This is a genomic window from Bradyrhizobium sp. S3.3.6, assembly GCF_040546905.1.
In the GTDB taxonomy this organism is placed as follows: Bacteria; Pseudomonadota; Alphaproteobacteria; order Rhizobiales; family Xanthobacteraceae; genus Bradyrhizobium; species Bradyrhizobium cytisi.
In genome coordinates, this window is the sequence record NZ_JBEPOT010000008.1 from 44,402 (window position 1) to 61,129 (window position 16,728).

The following is a 16,728-nucleotide window of genomic DNA, read 5'->3' on the forward strand; positions in this document are numbered from 1 at the left end:
TGGGCGCCGGTCAAGCCAGAATCCAGCTGTTGAAGCGCTCGATGACGGCGGCCTGGTTGTCGTACCAGTATTTCGGATCGATCTTCAGCCCGGCCTTGATGTTGTCCGGATAGGTCGGGCAGTTCCTGGCGACCTCCGGCTTGACGTAGTTGAAGGCCTCCGGCTGCGTGAGGCCGGCCGGAAAATATTCCACGAGGGCTGCCTGCCGCTTCGGATCGGAGGCGAACTTGATGAACTCGCGGCAGGCATCCGCATTCGGCGAGCCGGCGAGGATCGACCAGTTGTCGGCGCCCCAGACCCCCTGGTTCCAGACGATCTCGACGGGAGCGCCTGCCGCCTGTGCCGACTGCGCACGCGACACCCAGGTCGGCAGCATGTCGATCTCGCCCGAGGTCAGCATCTGCTCGACCTGCGCGCCGCTGGTCCACCACACCGCGACCGACGATTTGATCTTGTCGAGCGAGGCAAAGGCTTTGTCGAGATCGCAGGGATAGACCTGCGCGGTCGGCGCGCCGGCTCCCATCAGCGCCTCCTCGATCGTGTCGAACGGATGCTTGCGCACCGAGCGGCGGCCGGGGAAGTCCGCCACATTCCAGAAATCGGCCCAGGATTGCGGCGCCTTGCGGCCCTTGAAGGCGTCGGTGCGATAGGCGAGCACCGTGGTGTAGACGTTGGTCGCGACGCCGTAGGGCGAGGCGTATTCGGCCGGGATCGACTTGACGACGGGCTCGGATTCGAGGCCGTGCTTCTCGAGATATTGCTTGCCGCCGGTGGTCAGGAGCTGAATCGCGGGCCAGGAGATCTTGGCCATGTCCCAGGTGTAGCTCTTGGTGTCGACCATGGTCTTGATCTGAGCGACCGGCTCAGCATTGGCCTGCACGCCGACGACCTCGATTCCCGTCGCTTCCGTGAAGGGCCGGTAGTACACCGCACCATAGGCCTTGGTGTAAATGCCGCCGTCGTCGCGCACGACAATCCGTTTGCCGGCGGCGCGGGAAGGCGACCAGACCGAGGGCGCGGCGAGCGCGACGGCGCCGGCTCCCGCACCGAGCAGCAGACGGCGGCGGGAAGTGATGATCTTCGGAAGATTGGTCATGTCAGTCCCCTCTATGATGTTGCAATGGGTGGTGGCAGAACGCGGCCAGGATTGAAGAGGCCCTGCGGATCGAACGCCTGTTTCACCGCCTGCATCAAGGCGAGCTCGACCGGCGGCTTGTAGCGGGACATCTCGCCGGTCAGCGTGCGTCCGACGCCGTGCTCGGCGCTGAAGGTGCCGCGCAGCGAGCTTGCGACATCGTTCATGGCGCGGCGGATGCGCTGCGCAACGGTGTCGCGCTCCGGCAGGGCTTCCCACTCGGCAAAGCTGAAGAAGGGAATGAGATGAATGTTGCCGTCGCCCATGTGGCCGACGATCACGAACGGCAGATCCGGCACGACCGCGCGCACAGCGGCCATCGCCTGGTCGATGAAGGCCGGCACGGTCGACACCGGCACCGCGGTGTCCGACGTGAGGCCCACGCCTGCTTTCTTGTTGGCTTCCGAGACGCTGTGACGCACCAGCCACATTGCCTTGCGCTGTGCCTCGCTTGCGGCGACGACGCCGTCGCTGACCAGTCCCGCCTCGAGCGCCTGTTCGAGCACCGTTTGCATCGTCGTCGCGAGCGCCGCGGCATCGCCGGTGTCGGACAATTCGACGAGGACGTGCCAGGTGTCGATTTCCGCGACCGGACAGCGCCGGCCCGGCACCTGCTCCAGTACGAGCCGGATCTGCTTCGCATTCATCAACTCGAAGGCTGAGAGCCGCATGCTGCAAGAGGCCTGGAACAGGCCCAGCACGTCCAGCGCCTTCTGCGGATGATCGACCGCAAGCCAGGCGACGGCCTCCGCCGTCGGCAGCGGATGCAGCTTCAGCACCGCACCGGTGATGATGCCGAGGGTGCCCTCGGAGCCGATGAAGAGATGCTTGAGGTCGTAGCCGGTGTTGTTCTTGCGCAGCGCGTAGAGGCCGTCCCAGACCGATCCGTCCGGCAGAACCACCTCTAGCCCGAGCACATTGTCGCGGGTATTGCCGTAGCGCAGCACGCCCGCGCCTCCGGCATTGGTGCCGATATTGCCGCCGATCTGGCAGGACCCTTCGGCGCCGAGACTCACCGGAAAGAGCCGGCCCGCAGCAGCGGCGGCATCCTGAATGGTTGCGAGCACGCAGCCGGCGTCGACCACCATGGTGTTGTTGACGGGATCGAGCGAACGGATCCGGCGCATGCGCGTCAGCGCGACGATGACCGGCGGCTTGCCCTGCCCCGATGGCGTCGCTCCGCCGCACAGGCTGGTGTTGCCGCCCTGCGGCAGCACTGGCGTTTCATGCGCGACGCAAAGGCGGACGATGGCCGCGACCTGCTCCGTGGTGGATGGCATTACCGCACAGAGCGCCGCCGCGCGAAAACGGCCGCGCCAATCCTCGGTGAGGCCCGCGAGATCCTCCTCGCGAGTCAGCACGGCCGTGTCGCCCAGCAACTGCCTGAACGCCTCGATCAATGCCATCACCAGCCTCCGGGACGGGCCGATACTGGCCCAAACGGCGTCTGCGCAAGTAATCGTAATACGATTACTGCAATCGCATTATGCTAACTATGAATTCGGTATGACGGGGAGTCAAGCGGCGGCATTCGTCTGCTCCTGGGAGAGAAGCGCGCGGCCTTCTCTCGGTGCCTCCGCGGAAAGACTCTGGATTGCTTCGCTACGCCGCTTCGCTCGCAATGACGGCGCTGAGGTATTCCGCCTAACTCACCAAGACAAAAAAAGGCCGGGATTGCTCCCGGCCTTTCGTCGTTATGAAGCGTCGCTTACTGCAGCGAGGCGCGCTTGGGCGGGGTGGCCGGCCACGACTTGATCAGCGTGTCGTAGTCGATCGTTTCGCCCTTCGGCTTCTCGTTGGCGAGCTTGCGCTGCGGCGCGATGGTGCCGTCCTTCTGGGCCTTGGCGAACCAGAACTCGGCCGACTCCTTCTTGTGCAGCTTCGGACCGCAGGCACCCTGCACACCCGACTTCTCGATACGCTCCATGACGGAGTCTTGCGCGGCGGCAAGGGCATCCATCGCGGCTTGCGGCGTCTTCGCACCGGACGACGCATCGCCGATGTTCTGCCACCAGAGCTGCGCGAGCTTCGGATAGTCAGGCACGTTGTTGCCGGTCGGGGTCCACTGCACGCGCGCGGGCGAGCGGTAGAACTCGATCAGGCCGCCGAGCTTCGGCGCACGCTCGGTGAACGACTTGTCCCAGATGTCGGATTCACGGATGAAGGTGAGACCGACATGGCTCTTCTTCAGCGACACCGTCTTGGAGACGATGAACTGGAGGTACAGCCAGGCCGCCTTGCGGCGATCCGCCGGGGTCGACTTCAGAAGCGTGAGCGAGCCCGCGTCCTGGTAGCCGAGCTTCATGCCTTCCTTCCAGTACGAGCCGTGCGGCGACGGAGCCATACGCCACTTCGGCGTACCGTCCGCGTTCATCACGGCGATGCCCGGCTTCACCATGTCGGCGGTGAAGGCGGTGTACCAGAACATCTGCTGGGCGATGTTACCCTGCGCCGGGACCGGACCCGACTCGGAGAACGTCATGCCCTGCGCCTGCGGCGGAGCGTACTTCTTCATCCACTCCAGGTACTTCGTGATCGAGTAGACCGCAGCCGGACCGTTGGTGTCGCCGCCGCGCTCGATCGACGAGCCGACCGGACGACAACCTTCCATGCGGATGCCCCACTCGTCGACCGGCAAACCGTTCGGAATGCCCTTGTCGCCGTTACCCGCCATCGACAGCCAGGCGTCGGTGAAACGCCATCCGAGCGAAGGGTCCTTCTTGCCATAGTCCATATGGCCGTAGACCTTGACCCCGTTGATCTCCTTGATGTCGTTGGTGAAGAACTCGGCGATGTCTTCATACGCCGACCAGTTCACGGGGACGCCGAGATCGTAGCCATACTTGGCCTTGAACTTGGCCTTGTAGTCGGGGTTGGTGAACCAGTCGTAGCGGAACCAATAGAGGTTCGCGAACTGCTGGTCGGGCAGCTGGTAGAGCTTGCCGTCCGGCGCGGTGCCGAACGACTTGCCGATGAAGTCGTTGACGTCGAGCTGGGGATCGGTGACGTCCTTGCCCTCGCCGGTCATGTAGTCCGACAGCGCGATGGTCTGGCCGTAGCGGAAGTGCGTGCCGATCAGGTCGCTATCGTTGATCCAGCCGTCATAGACGTTCTTGCCGGACTGCATCTGGGTCTGAAGCTTCTCGACGACGTCACCTTCCTGGATGATGTCATGCTTGAGCTTGATGCCGGTCAGCTCGGAGAACGCCTTGGCGAGCGTCTGCGACTCGTATTCGTGGGTCGCAATGGTCTCCGAGACGACGTTGATCTCCATGCCCTTGAAGGGCTCGGCGGCCTTCGCGAACCACTCGAGCTCTTTCTTCTGGTCGTCCTTCGAGATGGTCGAAGGCTGGAATTCCGCGATCCACTTCTGGATGGCGGCATCGTCGGCGGCGCGAACCGGCGCCGAGGCAGCGAACGCGGTGGCGAGAATGGCCGCGGCGCTCGATACGGTCAGAAAGCTAATCTTGGTCAATGGACCTTTCCTTCTCCTAAACTGTCGCATGTTGTTCCTCCGTTGCAGCGACAAACTTTTATACAGGCCCGGGTTGACCCCGGATCTGGCCGTCCCTTCGCGAGCTTCAGACCGTGCGAAAAATGAGCACGGCCGTGGCCAGCGAAATTCCACTTGCGAGCCACAGGCTCGAAATCTCGATCCCCTCCTCGCCGATCGGCAGCGAGGCGATCGGGTCGGTGCCGACCAGGCCGATCCACGCCAGGTGGATGACGGCAGCCAAAATCAGCGAGATGAACAGGCGATCGCCGCGCGTGGTCGGAATACTGAGCACGCCGACACGCTCGGCCTCCGGATAGACAGACGCGAGCCACGTCATCACGGCAAGCGTGCAAGCGAGCGCTGCGAAGAAGATCGCCGTCGGCAGCGTCCAGGCCATCCATGCGATGGATTCCATAAGAGCCTCCTCAGACCCGGCCAAGCGCAAAACCGCGCGCGATATAGTTGCGGACGAACCAGATCACCAGCGCGCCCGGAATGATGGTGAGCACACCGGCCGCCGCCAGCAGGCCCCAATCCATGCCGGCGGCCGACACCGTGCGCGTCATGATTGCCGCGATCGGCTTGGTCTGCACCGAGGTCAGTGTCCGCGCCAGCAGCAGCTCGACCCATGAGAACATGAAGCAGAAGAAGGCGGCGACGCCGATGCCGCTCGCGATCAGCGGAACCAGGATTCGGACGAAGAAGCGCGGGAAGGAATAGCCGTCGAGGAAGGCGGTCTCGTCGATCTCGCGCGGCACGCCGGAGACGAAGCCTTCGAGAATCCACACCGCCAACGGCACGTTGAAGATACAGTGCGCCAGCGCAACCGCCCATGGCGTATCGAACAGGCCAATCGCCGAATAGAGGTTGAAGAACGGCAGCGCATAGACCGCCGCCGGCGCCATGCGGTTCGACAGCAGCCAGAAGAACAGATGCTTGTCGCCGAGGAAGCGGTAGCGCGAGAACGCGTAGGCCGCCGGCAACGCCACCGAGATCGAGATGATGGTGTTGAGGATGACGTATTCCAGCGAATTGATATAGCCGGAATACCAGCTCTCGTCGGTGAAGATGCGCTTGTAGTGCTGCAGCGTCGGCGCGTGCGGCCACAAGGTCATCGTCGAGACGATCTCGGCGTTGGTCTTGAAGCTCATGTTGACGAGCCAGTAGATCGGCAACAGCAGGAAGATCAGGAACAGCCCCATGATGAGGCGGCGGCCGGGAATCGAGTGCATCACGCCGCTCCTTTCTGGGGTTTCCGTTCGCTGCCGGCATTGGTCATGACGGTGTAGAAGATCCAGCAGACGATCAGGATGATCAGATTGTACACAAGCGAGAGCGCAGCCGCCTTGCCGAGGTCGAACTGGCCGAGCGCGATCTTGACGAGCTCGATCGAGACGAAGGTGGTCGAGTTGCCGGGGCCGCCGCCGGTGACGACGAACGGCTCGGTGTAGATCATGAAGCTGTCCATGAAGCGCAGCAGCACGGCGATCAGCAGCACGCGGTTCATCTTCGGCAACTGGATCGCCTTGAACACGGCCCAGCGCGAGGCGCCGTCGATCTGGGCGGCCTGGTAATAGGCCTCGGGGATCGACTTCAGGCCGGCATAGCACAAGAGCGCAACGAGGCTGGTCCAATGCCAGACGTCCATGACGATGACGGTGACCCAGGCGTCGATGTCATTTGAGACGTAATTATAGTCGAGGCCTATGTGGTTAAGGACATAGCCGAGCAGGCCGATGTCAGGCCGGCCAAAGATCTGCCAGATCGTGCCGACCACGTTCCACGGAATCAGCAACGGCAGCGCGAGGGTGACGAGACAGGCCGCCACCGTCCAGCCCTGGCGCGGCATCGACAGCGCGACGACGATGCCGAGCGGAACCTCGATGGCGAGGATGACCAGCGAGAAGAACAGATTGCGACCGAGCGACGCGAGGAAGCGGCCGCCGAGATCGGTCGAGGGATCGAGCAATTCCTTGAACCAGCCGACGCCGTTCCAGAAGAACTGGTTGTTGCCGAAGGTGTCCTGCATCGAATAGTTCACCACCGTCATCAACGGCAGCACCGCCGAGAAGGCGACGACCAGGAACACCGGCAGCACCAGGAACCAGGCTTTTTGGTTGATGGTCTTGTCCATCAGGCGGCTCCTTCCACCAGAAGGCTGTCGGCATAGACGTGGATGTGCGCCGGATCGAATTTCAGCCCGGCCGTGCCGTCCGAACTGGTGAAACCCGCAGGCGCCCGCGCGGCGAGCTTTGCGTCGCCGAGATGCGCGCGCGCAAAGCGGATGCGGCCGAGATCGTCGATGCGCTCGATCTTCGCGGTGAGCAGGCCGGGTGTTGGCGCGACGACCTCGACGAATTCCGGACGCACACCGATCTCGATCTTGGCGTTTGCCGGCAGATTGTCGTAAGCGCGTTTGAGCGCGATGACGTGGCCGTCGATCCGCGCCTCGCGTCCCTTCACCTCGGCCGGCAGGATATTCATGCCGGGTGAGCCGATGAAATAGCCGACGAAGGTGTGAGCCGGCTTGTCGAACAGCTCGGCCGGCGTGCCGCTCTGCACCACGCGGCCGTCATGCATGACGACGACGGTGTCGGCGAAGGTGAGCGCCTCGGTCTGATCGTGGGTGACGTAAATCATCGTGAGGTCGAGCTCGCGATGCAGCGCCTTCAGCTTGGAGCGGAGCTGCCATTTCAGCTCGGGATCGATCACCGTCAGCGGCTCGTCGAACAGAACGGCGGCGACGTCGGAGCGGACGAGACCGCGGCCAAGCGAAATCTTCTGCTTTGCGTCAGCGGTGAGCCGGGTCGCCTTGCGGTTCAGATAGGGCTCGAGGTCGAGCAGGCGGCCGATCTCGGCAACGCGCTTGTCGATCTCGGCCTTCGGCACGCCACGGTTCTTCAGCGGAAACGCCAGGTTCTGCCCCACCGTCATGGTGTCGTAGATCACCGGAAACTGGAACACCTGGGCGATGTTGCGCTTCTGGGTTGACAGCGGTGTCATGTCCTGGCCGTCAAACAGGATTTCCCCCCGCGACGGCGTGATGATGCCGGAGATGACGTTGAGCAGCGTGGTCTTGCCGCAGCCGGACGGGCCGAGCAGCGCATAAGCGCCGCCCTGCCGCCAGGTCATGGTCACCGGCTTCAGCGCAAAGCTTTCCTGCGGCGCATCGTTGCCGCCGTAGGAATGAGCGAGATCGACGAGATCAATGCGAGCCATGGCGCACCTCCCTCATGAGCTCGGCGCGGCGACCAGACGGTCGGCCGCGTCGAACACGAAGACATCATTGGGATCGAGCACGGCATCGATGGTCTGGCCGGGCTCGAATTCGTGCACGCCGTGCAGCACCGCAACCCAGTTCGATCCGCCGCGGGTCAAATGCACAAAACTCTCCGAACCAGTGATCTCGGTCACCGTTACCGTGGCATGGAAGGCATGGCGGTCGGCCTGGCCGTTGGCGAGCGCAAGCTGATGCGCGCGAAAGCCGACGCGATAGGCACCGTCGGCGAGCGAGGAATAAAGACCAGACGCCGGCGCGGCGATGCCTCCCGCATATTGTACGGAACCGTTCTTCTTCTCGATGCCAACGAGATTGAGCGGCGGATCGGAGAACACCTGCGCGACGCGTAGCGTCTGTGGACGGCGGTAGACGCCGGGCGTTTCGCCGATCTGGAGCGCCCGGCCCTGCCACATGCAGACCGTGTTGCCGCCGAGCAGCAAGGCCTCGGTCGGTTCGGTGGTGGCATAGACGAAGATCGCGCCGGAGGCCTCGAAGATGCGCGGCAGCTCGGTGCGCAGCTCCTCGCGCAGCTTGTAGTCGAGATTGGCGAGCGGCTCGTCGAGCAGCACAAGATCGGCGCCCTTCACCAGCGCGCGCGCCATCGCGGTGCGCTGCTGCTGGCCGCCGGAGAGCTGGAGCGGCGTTCGCTTCAGGAACGGCTCGAGCCGGAGCAGCCGGGCGGCTTCCGCCACGCGCGCCTCGATCTCCTCACGCGGCTTGCCCTGCACGCGCAAGGGCGACGCGATGTTCTCGTAGACCGTGAGCGAGGGGTAATTGATGAACTGCTGATAGACCATCGCGACGGAACGCTGGCGCACGTCGACGCCAGTGACGTCCTGGCCGTTGACCAGCAATTTGCCCGTGGTCGGCTTGTCGAGGCCGGCGAGCAGCCGCATGATCGAGGTCTTGCCCGACAGCGTCGGCCCGAGCAGCACGTTGAGCGTGCCGCTCTCCAGCGTCAGCGAGACGTCGCGGATGTGCTCGATACCGTCAACGGTCCGGGTCACGTGATCGAGTGTCACGCTCATGAGCGTCCTCCTGCTTCCAGCAGGGGACTTTGCGACACAATTTGGGTCCTGATCCAGTCGTCCAGGGCGGCAATTTCGTCGGCAGATAGCCGCAGACCAAGCTTGGAGCGGCGCCAGACGATATCCTCGGCGGTCACCGCCCATTCGTTGGTCATCAGGTAGCGAACCTCACGTTCGGTCAGAGTCGCGCCAAAGGCCTGGCCGAGATCGGCGACCGATTTGGCGTCGCCGAGCAATTTGATGGCGCGGGTGCCATAGGCGCGCGCGAGACGTCGCGCATGCTCATGGCTTAGGAAGGGATAGCCGCGCTGGAGCTCGCCGATCAGGCCCTCGACGGCCGACACATCCATGTCGCCGCCCGGCAGCGGCCATTTGCCGGTCCAGCCCTCGCGCGCTTTCGCACTGCGAAGATAGGGCGCGAGCCGTTCCAGCGCCTCTTCGGCGAGGCGGCGATAGGTCGTGATCTTGCCGCCGTAGATCGACAGCAGCGGCGAACCGCCGGGCGTGTCGAGCTCGAACACGTAATCGCGGGTCGCAGCCTTGGCCTCGCTGGCGCCGTCGTCATAAAGCGGCCGCACGCCGGAATAGGTCCAGACCACATCCTCTGATGTCACCGGCTTGGCGAGATATTCGCTGGCAGCAGCGCAGAGATATTGGATCTCTTCCGCGGTGGCCTTCACCTTGGAGGGATCGCCGTCATAGTCGCGGTCGGTGGTGCCGATCAGCGTAAAATCGTCCTGATAGGGGATGACGAAGATGATGCGGCCGTCGGCGTTCTGGAACATGTAGGCGCGGTCGTGGTCGTAGAGCTTCTTGACCACGATGTGCGAACCCTGCACCAGGCGCACCTTTGCTTTCGCATTGACGCCGGCGCCGCGGCCGAGCACGTCCTCGACCCAGGGGCCGCCGGCATTGACCAGCGCGCGAGCCTGGACCTGCGAGCGCGCGCCGGTCAGCGTGTCGATCATACCGACGGTCCAGACGCCGTCGGACTGCTTGATATCCGTCGCACGGGTGCGGGTGCGAATCTCTGCACCCTTGTCGGCGGCGTCGCGCGCGTTGAGCACGACGAGGCGGGCGTCATCGACGAAGCAGTCGGAATATTCGAACGCGCGACTGTAGCGATTCGGGATCAGCGGGCGGCCGACCTCGTCACGCCCGAGATCGACCGAGCGGGTCGCCGGCAGCAAATGACGACCGCCGATGTGATCGTAAAGGAACAGGCCAAGGCGCAGCAGCCAGGCCGGTCGCAGGCCCGCGTGATGCGGCAAGACGAAACGCAGGGGACGGATGATGTGGGGCGCGATGCCCCAGAGAATTTCGCGCTCGATCAGCGCTTCGCGGACCAGCCGGAACTCGTAATATTCGAGATAGCGCAGGCCGCCATGCACCAGCTTGGTCGACCAGGACGATGTCCCGCTCGCCAGATCGTTCATTTCGCACAGGAAAACAGTGTTTCCGCGGCCCACGGCATCGCGCGCGATGCCGCAACCGTTAACACCGCCTCCAATGATGGCGAGGTCGAAAATACGCTCCAACAGACGCTTCCCCCGGCGACTCACTCGTTCCGTCGAGTGGTTACTTTCGTTTTTGATTAGATCACACCGAAAAACGAAAGCAAGACGAAAGAGGGGCGGAAGGAAGCGAAAGTGGAACTTTTTGACCGCCAGAATGGCGTAGAAATGGGCAGGCGGACGGACGGATTCAAAGGCAATCGGCGCGATTGGACGTCATGTGGACGTTCCGGAGCCAATAAGGGCGAAGGCGATCTTGAATGTAGCAACATAGCTACATATACTTCGGCACACGTATGGCACCGCGCAATCAGGAGCGCTAACGATGGTGACCACCCTCACCAGCCGAGAATTCAATCAGGACACCAGCGGTGCCAAAAAGGCTGCCTCGCAAGGACCGGTCTTTATTACGGATCGCGGCCGCCCAGCCCATGTGCTGCTGACGATCGAAGATTATTTGCGTCTGAGCGGCGGACACATGAGCCTCGCCGAGGCGCTGGCACAAGCGAACGCGGACTTTGATTTCGATCCGCCTCGCATGTTCGACGGGGTCTTCAAGCCCGCCGATCTCGACTAATGTTTCTGCTGGACACCAATGTCATTTCCGAACTCAGGCGAACGGATAAAGCCGATCGCAATGTCGTCGCCTGGGCCAATGCGGTCCCTGCGGCAAATTTCTTCATGTCTGTCATCTCGATTCTCGAGATCGAACTCGGCGCGCGTCTGATCGAGCGCAAAGACGCTACGCAAGGTGGTGTCCTGCGCTCGTGGATCGACGATCAAGTGCTGGTTCGCTTTGAGGGGCGAATCCTGGCCGTCGATACGGCCGTGGCGCTGCGCTGTGCGCAACTTCACGTTCCCGATCCGCGGGCTGAACGAGACGCTCTCATTGCAGCAACCGCGCTTGTTCACGGGTTGACAGTCGTCACACGCAATGTGGGGGATTTCGAACCCACGGGCGTGGCGCTGTTTAACCCGTGGAGCAACGCCTGAGGCGCTATCGCAGCCGCACCACAGGTGCTGCTTCCGGCGCCGCCTCCTGCGTTTCGGCCTGAGCCTCATCGATATCGCCCGCCGCCTTCGGCATCGCCGCCACCACCTCGATGCCCTTGCCGTGGCAGATGGTGGAGAGGCGCTCGGGCAGTTCCTGATCGGTGACGAAGGTCTGGATCTGGCTGATATGGGCGATGCGGACCGGCGCACTGCGGCGAAGTTTTGTGGAATCAGCCACCAGCATGACGCTGCGGGCATTGGCGATGATGGCTTGCGCCACCTGCACCTCGCGATAGTCGAAGTCGAGCAGCGCGCCTTCCTCGTCAATCGCGGACGCACCGATGATGGCGTAATCGACCTTGAACTGGCCGATCAGCTGCGTTGCGGTCGAGCCGACCACGGCGCCGTCTGCGCGCCGCACCGTGCCGCCGGCCACCACCACCTCGATGCGGGGATGGCGGTAGAGCAGCATGGCGACATTGAGGTTGTTGGTGATGACGAGGAGATCCTCATGCGAGGTCAGCGCGCTCGCGACCTCCTCCGTGGTGGTGCCGATGTTGATGAAGAGCGAGCAGCCGTTCGGGATCAGCGAGGCGGCGGCCGCGCCGATCGCCTTCTTCTCGTCGGCGGCAACGAAGCGGCGCGCCTCGTAAGCGAGATTTTCGACGCCCGAGGCGATGATCGCGCCGCCATGGACACGGGTCAGCGAACGGCGCTCGCAGAGATCGTTGAGGTCCTTGCGGATGGTTTGCGCCGAGACTTCGAACCGGCGCGCCAGCTCGTCGACCATGACGCGGCCGGAGGCGCGGGCGATGTTGAGGATTTCGGCTTGGCGATGGGTCAATCCGGTCACGGCAATGGCCTCAAATCAGAACGATGCATGGTGCGGCGGTTCGCGCGCGCGGTCAATGCGCGCGCCGATCACGGTTAATGGATGAAGCCCTCACCACGCCATCGCAGCTGCGAGCCGCACGAGCAACTCGGGATCGTCGAAGGCGCTCGCGGAGGCAACCGCGCCTGCGCCGACAAGGTCAGCGTCGCTGAGGCTGGTCCGGATGCCGATGGTGGGAATGCCGGCGGCGGCCGCCGACTGCACGCCGGAGCGGGAATCCTCGAAGGCGATCGAGGCAGCCGCGCTGGCGCCGACGAAACGCAGCCCCTCCTGATAGGGCAGCGGATGCGGCTTGCCGTGCGGCAGCTCGTCGCCGATCACGAGCGCCTTGAAGCGCTGCGTAATGCCAAGGCCGGACAACAGCAGCTCGGCGTTGAGGCGCGGCGCGTTGGTGACGGCAACCATGGGAATGCCGGCGGCATCCGCGCGGTCGAGCAGCGCCGTCAGGCCCGGCAACGGCTCGATCTGCCCCGCGACCAGCGTGCGGAACACTTCTTCCTTTTCACCGAGGATCGCTGCGCGCCGCTCCAACGTTTCATCGGGCAGAAAACGCTCCCCGATCGACACGTTGGCGAAGCCCTGCAGCTCCCTGGAGAAGCGCGCGTGGTCGAAAACATGACCGTGAGGACCGAGCACCTGATTGAACGCCTTCAGGTGCAGCGGGTCGGTGTTGGCAAGCGTGCCGTCGATGTCGAACAGCAATGCCCTGCCGAGAATCTCGATCATGTCCGTACCTTCCCGAATGCGACACGCATCAATGCCGAAGACGTATCAATAGAGCCTCTCGCGCGCAATGACGCATGAGCATGACGACCACGCGCCACTCGACAAAGCCGCGCGCGGCTGCAACACTCCATGCAAGATCAAAAAGGAGGAAACGATGACGATCAACCGACGCGATCTGGCTCTCTCGACTCTCGCCGTCTCCGCGCTTGCGCTCTCGACACCGGCGCTCGCTGCTTCGGCGGACGAAGAAGCCGTGGCGAAGCAGGTCGAGGCCTTCCGCCTCGCCCAGATCGCGGCCGACCCGAAGGCGCTCGGCGCACTGTGCTGGGACGATCTCAGCTACAGCCATTCCAGCGGCAAGGTCGAGGACAAGGCGACCTTCATCACCAATGCCACCGACGGCAAATCGAAGTTTCTCTCGATCGCCTATCAGGACCCGACCATCAAGGTCGTCGGCCCGGCCGCGATCGTGCGCTTCCACTGGGTCGCGGAACAGGAGATGGCGGCCGATGGGAAAAAAGTGCCGACCAACCTTCACATCCTGATGAACTGGCAAAAGCAGGGCGACGAGTGGAAACTCTTGTCGCGCGCAGCGACGAAGTTGTGATGGACAGTGTCATTCCGGGATGCGCCGAAGGGCGCGGGCCCGGAATCCATCGAGCGACGTATTCTCAGCCGAAATGGATTCCAGGCTCGCGCTTTGCGCGACCCGGAATGACAGAGGTTACGCCGCCTCCTCCACATCGCCGCTAACCAGCTTGCGCGCGGCGCGTTCGGCTTCGCGCGCATTACGGAATATCTGGCCTTCGAGGCGATTGAACGGGTGAGACGAGGCGAAGAAACAATAACCTCCGTCGCCGCGGACGACGATGCCCGCGGTCTGAGAGTTAACTTCGATGATGTAGCTGTCCGGCATGGCCCGTAGATTCCTCAGTGCGGGCAAATAACGACGCTTTTGCCCAAAGGTTCCCAAGGGCAAATCGGCCGTTTCCACCCCGAATCGACGCGCTTTTGAGTACGCCGGAACCTCATCCGTTTTATGACTGGTTGTTGGCAATGCCGCGGCATGCTCACTCACCAGCGCCGCGTTTCACGGTGCTGTTTCGTGAGATGGGACAAGGCGCCGCGCGAAATTACGTCGCGATCGGCGGATCATCCCACTGAATCGCTTGCGGATGGCCGTTATCGTCGATCGAGACGTAGGTGAAATTGCCATCGGTCACGAGGATCGGCTGCAACTCGCGCCGCCGCAGCGCCCAGGCTTCGAGATGGACGGTGAGCGAGGTGCGACCGACACGCACGAGATTGGCGTAGACCGAGACGAGATCGCCGACATAGACCGCCTTGCGAAAATTCATCGCGTCGATCGCGACCGTGACGGTACGCGACTTGGCGGCCTTCGAGGCAAACACGCCGCCGCCGACGTCCATCTGGCTGAGCAGCCAGCCCCCGAAGATGTCACCATTGGCATTGGTGTCGGCGGGCATCGCCAGCGTGCGGATGCAGAGATCGCCGCTCGGCTCGGTAGTCCCCTGTTCGCTCATGCTTCTCTCGCGTGACATCTGCTCACTTGAAATTGTCCCAGCCCGGGTCGGGCGCGAAGCGTTCGCCGAATCGTTCGGCCAACGCGCGCATGGTGGATACGACATTCTCCACGCCGCGTGCACGCGCATAGTTCAGCGGCCCGCCGCGGAACGGCGCGTAACCGGTGCCGAAGATCATGGCGCCGTCGACCGCATCGGGATCGTCGACTATGCCTTCGCGCAGGCACGCGACGCAGACGTTGGACATCGGTAGCACCAGGCGGTCGATCATCTGGTCGGTGACGCGCGGACCGGTCTCGGGCAATGGCGTCTTCTCCGCCTTGCCGTCCTTCCAAGTATAAAACCCCTTGCCGGTCTTGCGGCCGAGCTCGCCCTTAGCAACCTTCTCGCGCAGCCAGGCCGGCGTCGGCGGCAGCAGGTCGCCGAACCTGGTGCGCAGCATGTCGCCGACGTCGAGACAGATGTCGAGGCCAACCTGGTCGGCCAGCTCGATCGGCCCCATCGGCATGCCGAACTGTTCCGCGGCAGCATCGATCAGGCGCTGGTCGATCTTCTCGTCCAGCATCACCATCGCTTCCAGCATGTAGGGCGTCAGCGCGCGGTTGACGAGGAAGCCCGGCGAACTCTTCACCGACAGCGGCAGCCGGTCAATCGCGCCGACGAAGGCGAGCGCTTCTTTGAGGACTTCCGCGTCGTTGCCGTCATGGCTGACGACCTCGACGAGCTGCAGCCGCGACACCGGATTGAAGAAGTGCAGGCCGACGAGTCGCTCCGGCCGCGACAACGTGGTGCGCAGATCCTGAAGCGGAATGCTCGAGGTGTTGGTGGCGAGAATCGCGCCCGGCTTCATCTTCGGCTCGAGGCCGGCATAGACCTTCTGCTTGAGCTCGAGCTTTTCCGGCACCGCCTCGATGACGAGGTCCGCATTGCGGACGCCCTCGCCGTCCATGTCCGGGATCAGGCGATCGAGCGCGTCGCGGACCTCGGTCGGCTTGCGGATGATCTTGCCGTAGAGCTCGGCAGCGCGCTTGACCGCACCTGCGATCGGCTCAGCCTTCATGTCGGCGAGCGAGACGCGAAGCCCCTGCCCCGCGCACCAGGCCGCGATATCGCCGCCCATGGCGCCGGCGCCGATGACATGGACGTGCTTGACCGTGTTGCCGCTGCCCGCCGCCTTCTTCATCTGCTCGCGCAGGAAGAACACGCGTATCAAATTCTGCGCGGTCGGCGTCACCATCAGCTTGGCGAACGAGGCCTGCTCCGCCCTCAGCATCGCGGACTTGCTGCCGCCATGGGTCTCCCAGAGATCGATCAGCGCATAGGGCGCCGGATAATGCTCGCGGGGCGCGGCCTTCGCCGCCTCGCGACGCATACGCTTTGCCAGCAGCCCACGCGCCGGTCCGAAATTGGCAGCCCGCGCAAGGAGGTTCGGACGCGCCTTCTTCAGCCGGCCAAACAGCGCGTCCTTCACCGCGTTATGGACATGGCGCTCCTGCGTCACGGTGTCGACGAGACCGAGCACTTTGGCGCGGCTCGCATCGATGGTGCGGCCGGTCAGCATCAGCGCCATCGACTGGGTCGGATTGACCAGAGCGGTGAAGCGCGCGGTGCCGCCGAGGCCGGGATGCAGGCCCAGCATCACCTCCGGGAAGCCGAAGCGCGCGCCGTCGATGGCGATGCGCGACTGGCAGGCCAGCGCGACCTCGAGCCCGCCGCCGAGGCAGAAGCCGTGGATCACCGCGACCGTCGGCAGCTTCAGCGCCTCCAGATGATCGACCACCGCATGCGCGGCGTGGATGCGGGTCTCGACCATCGCGGAATCGCTGGCGCCACGGAATTCGTTGACGTCGGCGCCCGCGATGAAGCCCGACGGTTTTGCCGAGCGGATCACGAGACCGGCGGGACGTTCGGTCTCGATCGCGGCGAGCACGGCGTCGAGCTCTTCCATCACCTCGGCGGACAGCGTGTTGGCGCTGGCATCAGCACGATCGAGCAGCAGCCAGGCAACGCCGTCGGCGTCGCGCGTCAGCTTGAAGCTCTTGTACGGACTATCAGCCGCGGGCTGAGGCCCGAGCGAGAGCACGCGGTCGCCGAGTGCGGTCATGATTTTCGAATCCATG

The 16,728-nt window shown here is 63.8% G+C and carries 17 protein-coding genes; 3 read left to right on the forward strand and 14 right to left on the reverse strand.

The window, feature by feature from the left end:
* Nucleotides 1–10: 10 nt before the first annotated feature.
* The 9 genes from ABID59_RS22770 to glpD form a co-directional block, all read right to left on the reverse strand.
* Nucleotides 11–1,096 carry an ABC transporter substrate-binding protein gene (locus ABID59_RS22770; protein ID WP_148755599.1) on the reverse strand — a complete coding sequence of 362 codons (1,086 nt, stop codon included), beginning with the start codon at nucleotides 1,094–1,096 and terminating at the stop codon, nucleotides 11–13.
* A gap of 11 nt (nucleotides 1,097–1,107) precedes the next feature.
* Nucleotides 1,108–2,541, reverse strand: a complete 1,434-nt coding sequence (locus tag ABID59_RS22775; RefSeq protein WP_354084852.1) for an FAD-binding oxidoreductase — start codon at nucleotides 2,539–2,541, stop codon at nucleotides 1,108–1,110.
* Between the two features lie 302 nt (nucleotides 2,542–2,843).
* On the reverse strand, nucleotides 2,844–4,640 hold the full coding sequence (locus ABID59_RS22780) for an ABC transporter substrate-binding protein (protein ID WP_354033738.1): 1,797 nt from the start codon (nucleotides 4,638–4,640) through the stop codon (nucleotides 2,844–2,846).
* 76 nt (nucleotides 4,641–4,716) lie between these two features.
* Nucleotides 4,717–5,046, reverse strand: coding sequence for a DUF2160 domain-containing protein (locus ABID59_RS22785; protein WP_354033740.1), 330 nt, complete (start codon nucleotides 5,044–5,046; stop codon nucleotides 4,717–4,719).
* A 10-nt stretch (nucleotides 5,047–5,056) separates the two neighbouring features.
* A complete protein-coding gene (locus ABID59_RS22790) occupies nucleotides 5,057–5,863 on the reverse strand; it encodes a carbohydrate ABC transporter permease (RefSeq protein WP_212297498.1) in 807 nt (268 codons plus the stop codon).
* The gene (locus tag ABID59_RS22795) at nucleotides 5,863–6,765 is read right to left on the reverse strand and encodes a carbohydrate ABC transporter permease (protein WP_354033742.1); all 903 of its coding nucleotides are present in this window, start codon (nucleotides 6,763–6,765) and stop codon (nucleotides 5,863–5,865) included. Before ABID59_RS22795 ends, ABID59_RS22790 begins: the two co-directional genes overlap by 1 nt.
* Nucleotides 6,765–7,850, reverse strand: coding sequence for an ABC transporter ATP-binding protein (locus ABID59_RS22800; protein ID WP_354084853.1), 1,086 nt, complete (start codon nucleotides 7,848–7,850; stop codon nucleotides 6,765–6,767). The genes ABID59_RS22795 and ABID59_RS22800 overlap by 1 nt, the downstream gene beginning before the upstream one ends.
* A gap of 12 nt (nucleotides 7,851–7,862) precedes the next feature.
* On the reverse strand, nucleotides 7,863–8,939 hold the full coding sequence (locus tag ABID59_RS22805; protein ID WP_354084854.1) for an ABC transporter ATP-binding protein: 1,077 nt from the start codon (nucleotides 8,937–8,939) through the stop codon (nucleotides 7,863–7,865).
* Complete coding sequence (gene glpD, locus ABID59_RS22810; RefSeq protein WP_354084855.1) at nucleotides 8,936–10,477, reverse strand: glycerol-3-phosphate dehydrogenase; 1,542 nt, start codon at nucleotides 10,475–10,477, stop codon at nucleotides 8,936–8,938. The genes ABID59_RS22805 and glpD overlap by 4 nt, the downstream gene beginning before the upstream one ends.
* 301 nt (nucleotides 10,478–10,778) lie before the next feature.
* On the opposite strand from glpD, the gene ABID59_RS22815 reads away from it, so the two are divergent.
* Together ABID59_RS22815 and ABID59_RS22820 are read left to right on the forward strand one after the other, a co-directional pair.
* Nucleotides 10,779–11,030, forward strand: a complete 252-nt coding sequence (locus ABID59_RS22815; RefSeq protein WP_354084856.1) for a type II toxin-antitoxin system Phd/YefM family antitoxin — start codon at nucleotides 10,779–10,781, stop codon at nucleotides 11,028–11,030.
* On the forward strand, nucleotides 11,030–11,446 hold the full coding sequence (locus ABID59_RS22820) for a type II toxin-antitoxin system VapC family toxin (protein ID WP_354084857.1): 417 nt from the start codon (nucleotides 11,030–11,032) through the stop codon (nucleotides 11,444–11,446). Before ABID59_RS22815 ends, ABID59_RS22820 begins: the two co-directional genes overlap by 1 nt.
* Before the next feature lie 4 nt (nucleotides 11,447–11,450).
* On the opposite strand, the gene ABID59_RS22825 is transcribed toward ABID59_RS22820, so the two are convergent.
* On the reverse strand, nucleotides 11,451–12,299 hold the full coding sequence (locus tag ABID59_RS22825) for a DeoR/GlpR family DNA-binding transcription regulator (RefSeq protein WP_354084858.1): 849 nt from the start codon (nucleotides 12,297–12,299) through the stop codon (nucleotides 11,451–11,453).
* 90 nt (nucleotides 12,300–12,389) lie between these two features.
* Nucleotides 12,390–13,064 carry an HAD family hydrolase gene (locus tag ABID59_RS22830; RefSeq protein WP_354084859.1) on the reverse strand — a complete coding sequence of 225 codons (675 nt, stop codon included), beginning with the start codon at nucleotides 13,062–13,064 and terminating at the stop codon, nucleotides 12,390–12,392.
* A 154-nt stretch (nucleotides 13,065–13,218) separates the two neighbouring features.
* Here ABID59_RS22830 and ABID59_RS22835 point away from each other — a divergent pair, with 154 nt between their 5' ends.
* Complete coding sequence (locus ABID59_RS22835; RefSeq protein WP_148755584.1) at nucleotides 13,219–13,671, forward strand: nuclear transport factor 2 family protein; 453 nt, start codon at nucleotides 13,219–13,221, stop codon at nucleotides 13,669–13,671.
* A 117-nt stretch (nucleotides 13,672–13,788) separates the two neighbouring features.
* Here the strand turns inward: ABID59_RS22835 and ABID59_RS22840 are convergent, their stop codons facing one another.
* The 3 genes from ABID59_RS22840 to ABID59_RS22850 form a co-directional block, all read right to left on the reverse strand.
* Nucleotides 13,789–13,980, reverse strand: a complete 192-nt coding sequence (locus ABID59_RS22840; protein WP_148755583.1) for a hypothetical protein — start codon at nucleotides 13,978–13,980, stop codon at nucleotides 13,789–13,791.
* Nucleotides 13,981–14,197: 217 nt separating this feature from the next.
* Nucleotides 14,198–14,608 carry an acyl-CoA thioesterase gene (locus ABID59_RS22845; protein WP_148755582.1) on the reverse strand — a complete coding sequence of 137 codons (411 nt, stop codon included), beginning with the start codon at nucleotides 14,606–14,608 and terminating at the stop codon, nucleotides 14,198–14,200.
* Nucleotides 14,609–14,630: 22 nt separating this feature from the next.
* Nucleotides 14,631–16,727 carry a 3-hydroxyacyl-CoA dehydrogenase NAD-binding domain-containing protein gene (locus ABID59_RS22850; protein WP_354084860.1) on the reverse strand — a complete coding sequence of 699 codons (2,097 nt, stop codon included), beginning with the start codon at nucleotides 16,725–16,727 and terminating at the stop codon, nucleotides 14,631–14,633.
* Between the last annotated feature and the right edge of the window lies 1 nt (nucleotide 16,728).

Excerpts from the sequence above, each read along its gene's own strand:
- ABID59_RS22770 (WP_148755599.1), bottom strand. The coding sequence starts at position 1,096 with ATGACCAATCTTCCGAAGATCATCACTTCCCGCCGCCGTCTGCTGCTC.
- ABID59_RS22775 (WP_354084852.1), bottom strand. The coding sequence starts at position 2,541 with ATGGCATTGATCGAGGCGTTCAGGCAGTTGCTGGGCGACACGGCCGTG.
- ABID59_RS22780 (WP_354033738.1), bottom strand. The coding sequence starts at position 4,640 with ATGCGACAGTTTAGGAGAAGGAAAGGTCCATTGACCAAGATTAGCTTT.
- ABID59_RS22785 (WP_354033740.1), bottom strand. The coding sequence starts at position 5,046 with ATGGAATCCATCGCATGGATGGCCTGGACGCTGCCGACGGCGATCTTC.
- ABID59_RS22790 (WP_212297498.1), bottom strand. The coding sequence starts at position 5,863 with ATGCACTCGATTCCCGGCCGCCGCCTCATCATGGGGCTGTTCCTGATC.
- ABID59_RS22795 (WP_354033742.1), bottom strand. The coding sequence starts at position 6,765 with ATGGACAAGACCATCAACCAAAAAGCCTGGTTCCTGGTGCTGCCGGTG.
- ABID59_RS22800 (WP_354084853.1), bottom strand. The coding sequence starts at position 7,850 with ATGGCTCGCATTGATCTCGTCGATCTCGCTCATTCCTACGGCGGCAAC.
- ABID59_RS22805 (WP_354084854.1), bottom strand. The coding sequence starts at position 8,939 with ATGAGCGTGACACTCGATCACGTGACCCGGACCGTTGACGGTATCGAG.
- ABID59_RS22815 (WP_354084856.1), top strand. The coding sequence starts at position 10,779 with ATGGTGACCACCCTCACCAGCCGAGAATTCAATCAGGACACCAGCGGT.
- ABID59_RS22820 (WP_354084857.1), top strand. The coding sequence starts at position 11,030 with ATGTTTCTGCTGGACACCAATGTCATTTCCGAACTCAGGCGAACGGAT.
- ABID59_RS22830 (WP_354084859.1), bottom strand. The coding sequence starts at position 13,064 with ATGATCGAGATTCTCGGCAGGGCATTGCTGTTCGACATCGACGGCACG.
- ABID59_RS22835 (WP_148755584.1), top strand. The coding sequence starts at position 13,219 with ATGACGATCAACCGACGCGATCTGGCTCTCTCGACTCTCGCCGTCTCC.
- ABID59_RS22840 (WP_148755583.1), bottom strand. The coding sequence starts at position 13,980 with ATGCCGGACAGCTACATCATCGAAGTTAACTCTCAGACCGCGGGCATC.
- ABID59_RS22845 (WP_148755582.1), bottom strand. The coding sequence starts at position 14,608 with ATGAGCGAACAGGGGACTACCGAGCCGAGCGGCGATCTCTGCATCCGC.
- ABID59_RS22850 (WP_354084860.1), bottom strand. The coding sequence starts at position 16,727 with ATGGATTCGAAAATCATGACCGCACTCGGCGACCGCGTGCTCTCGCTC.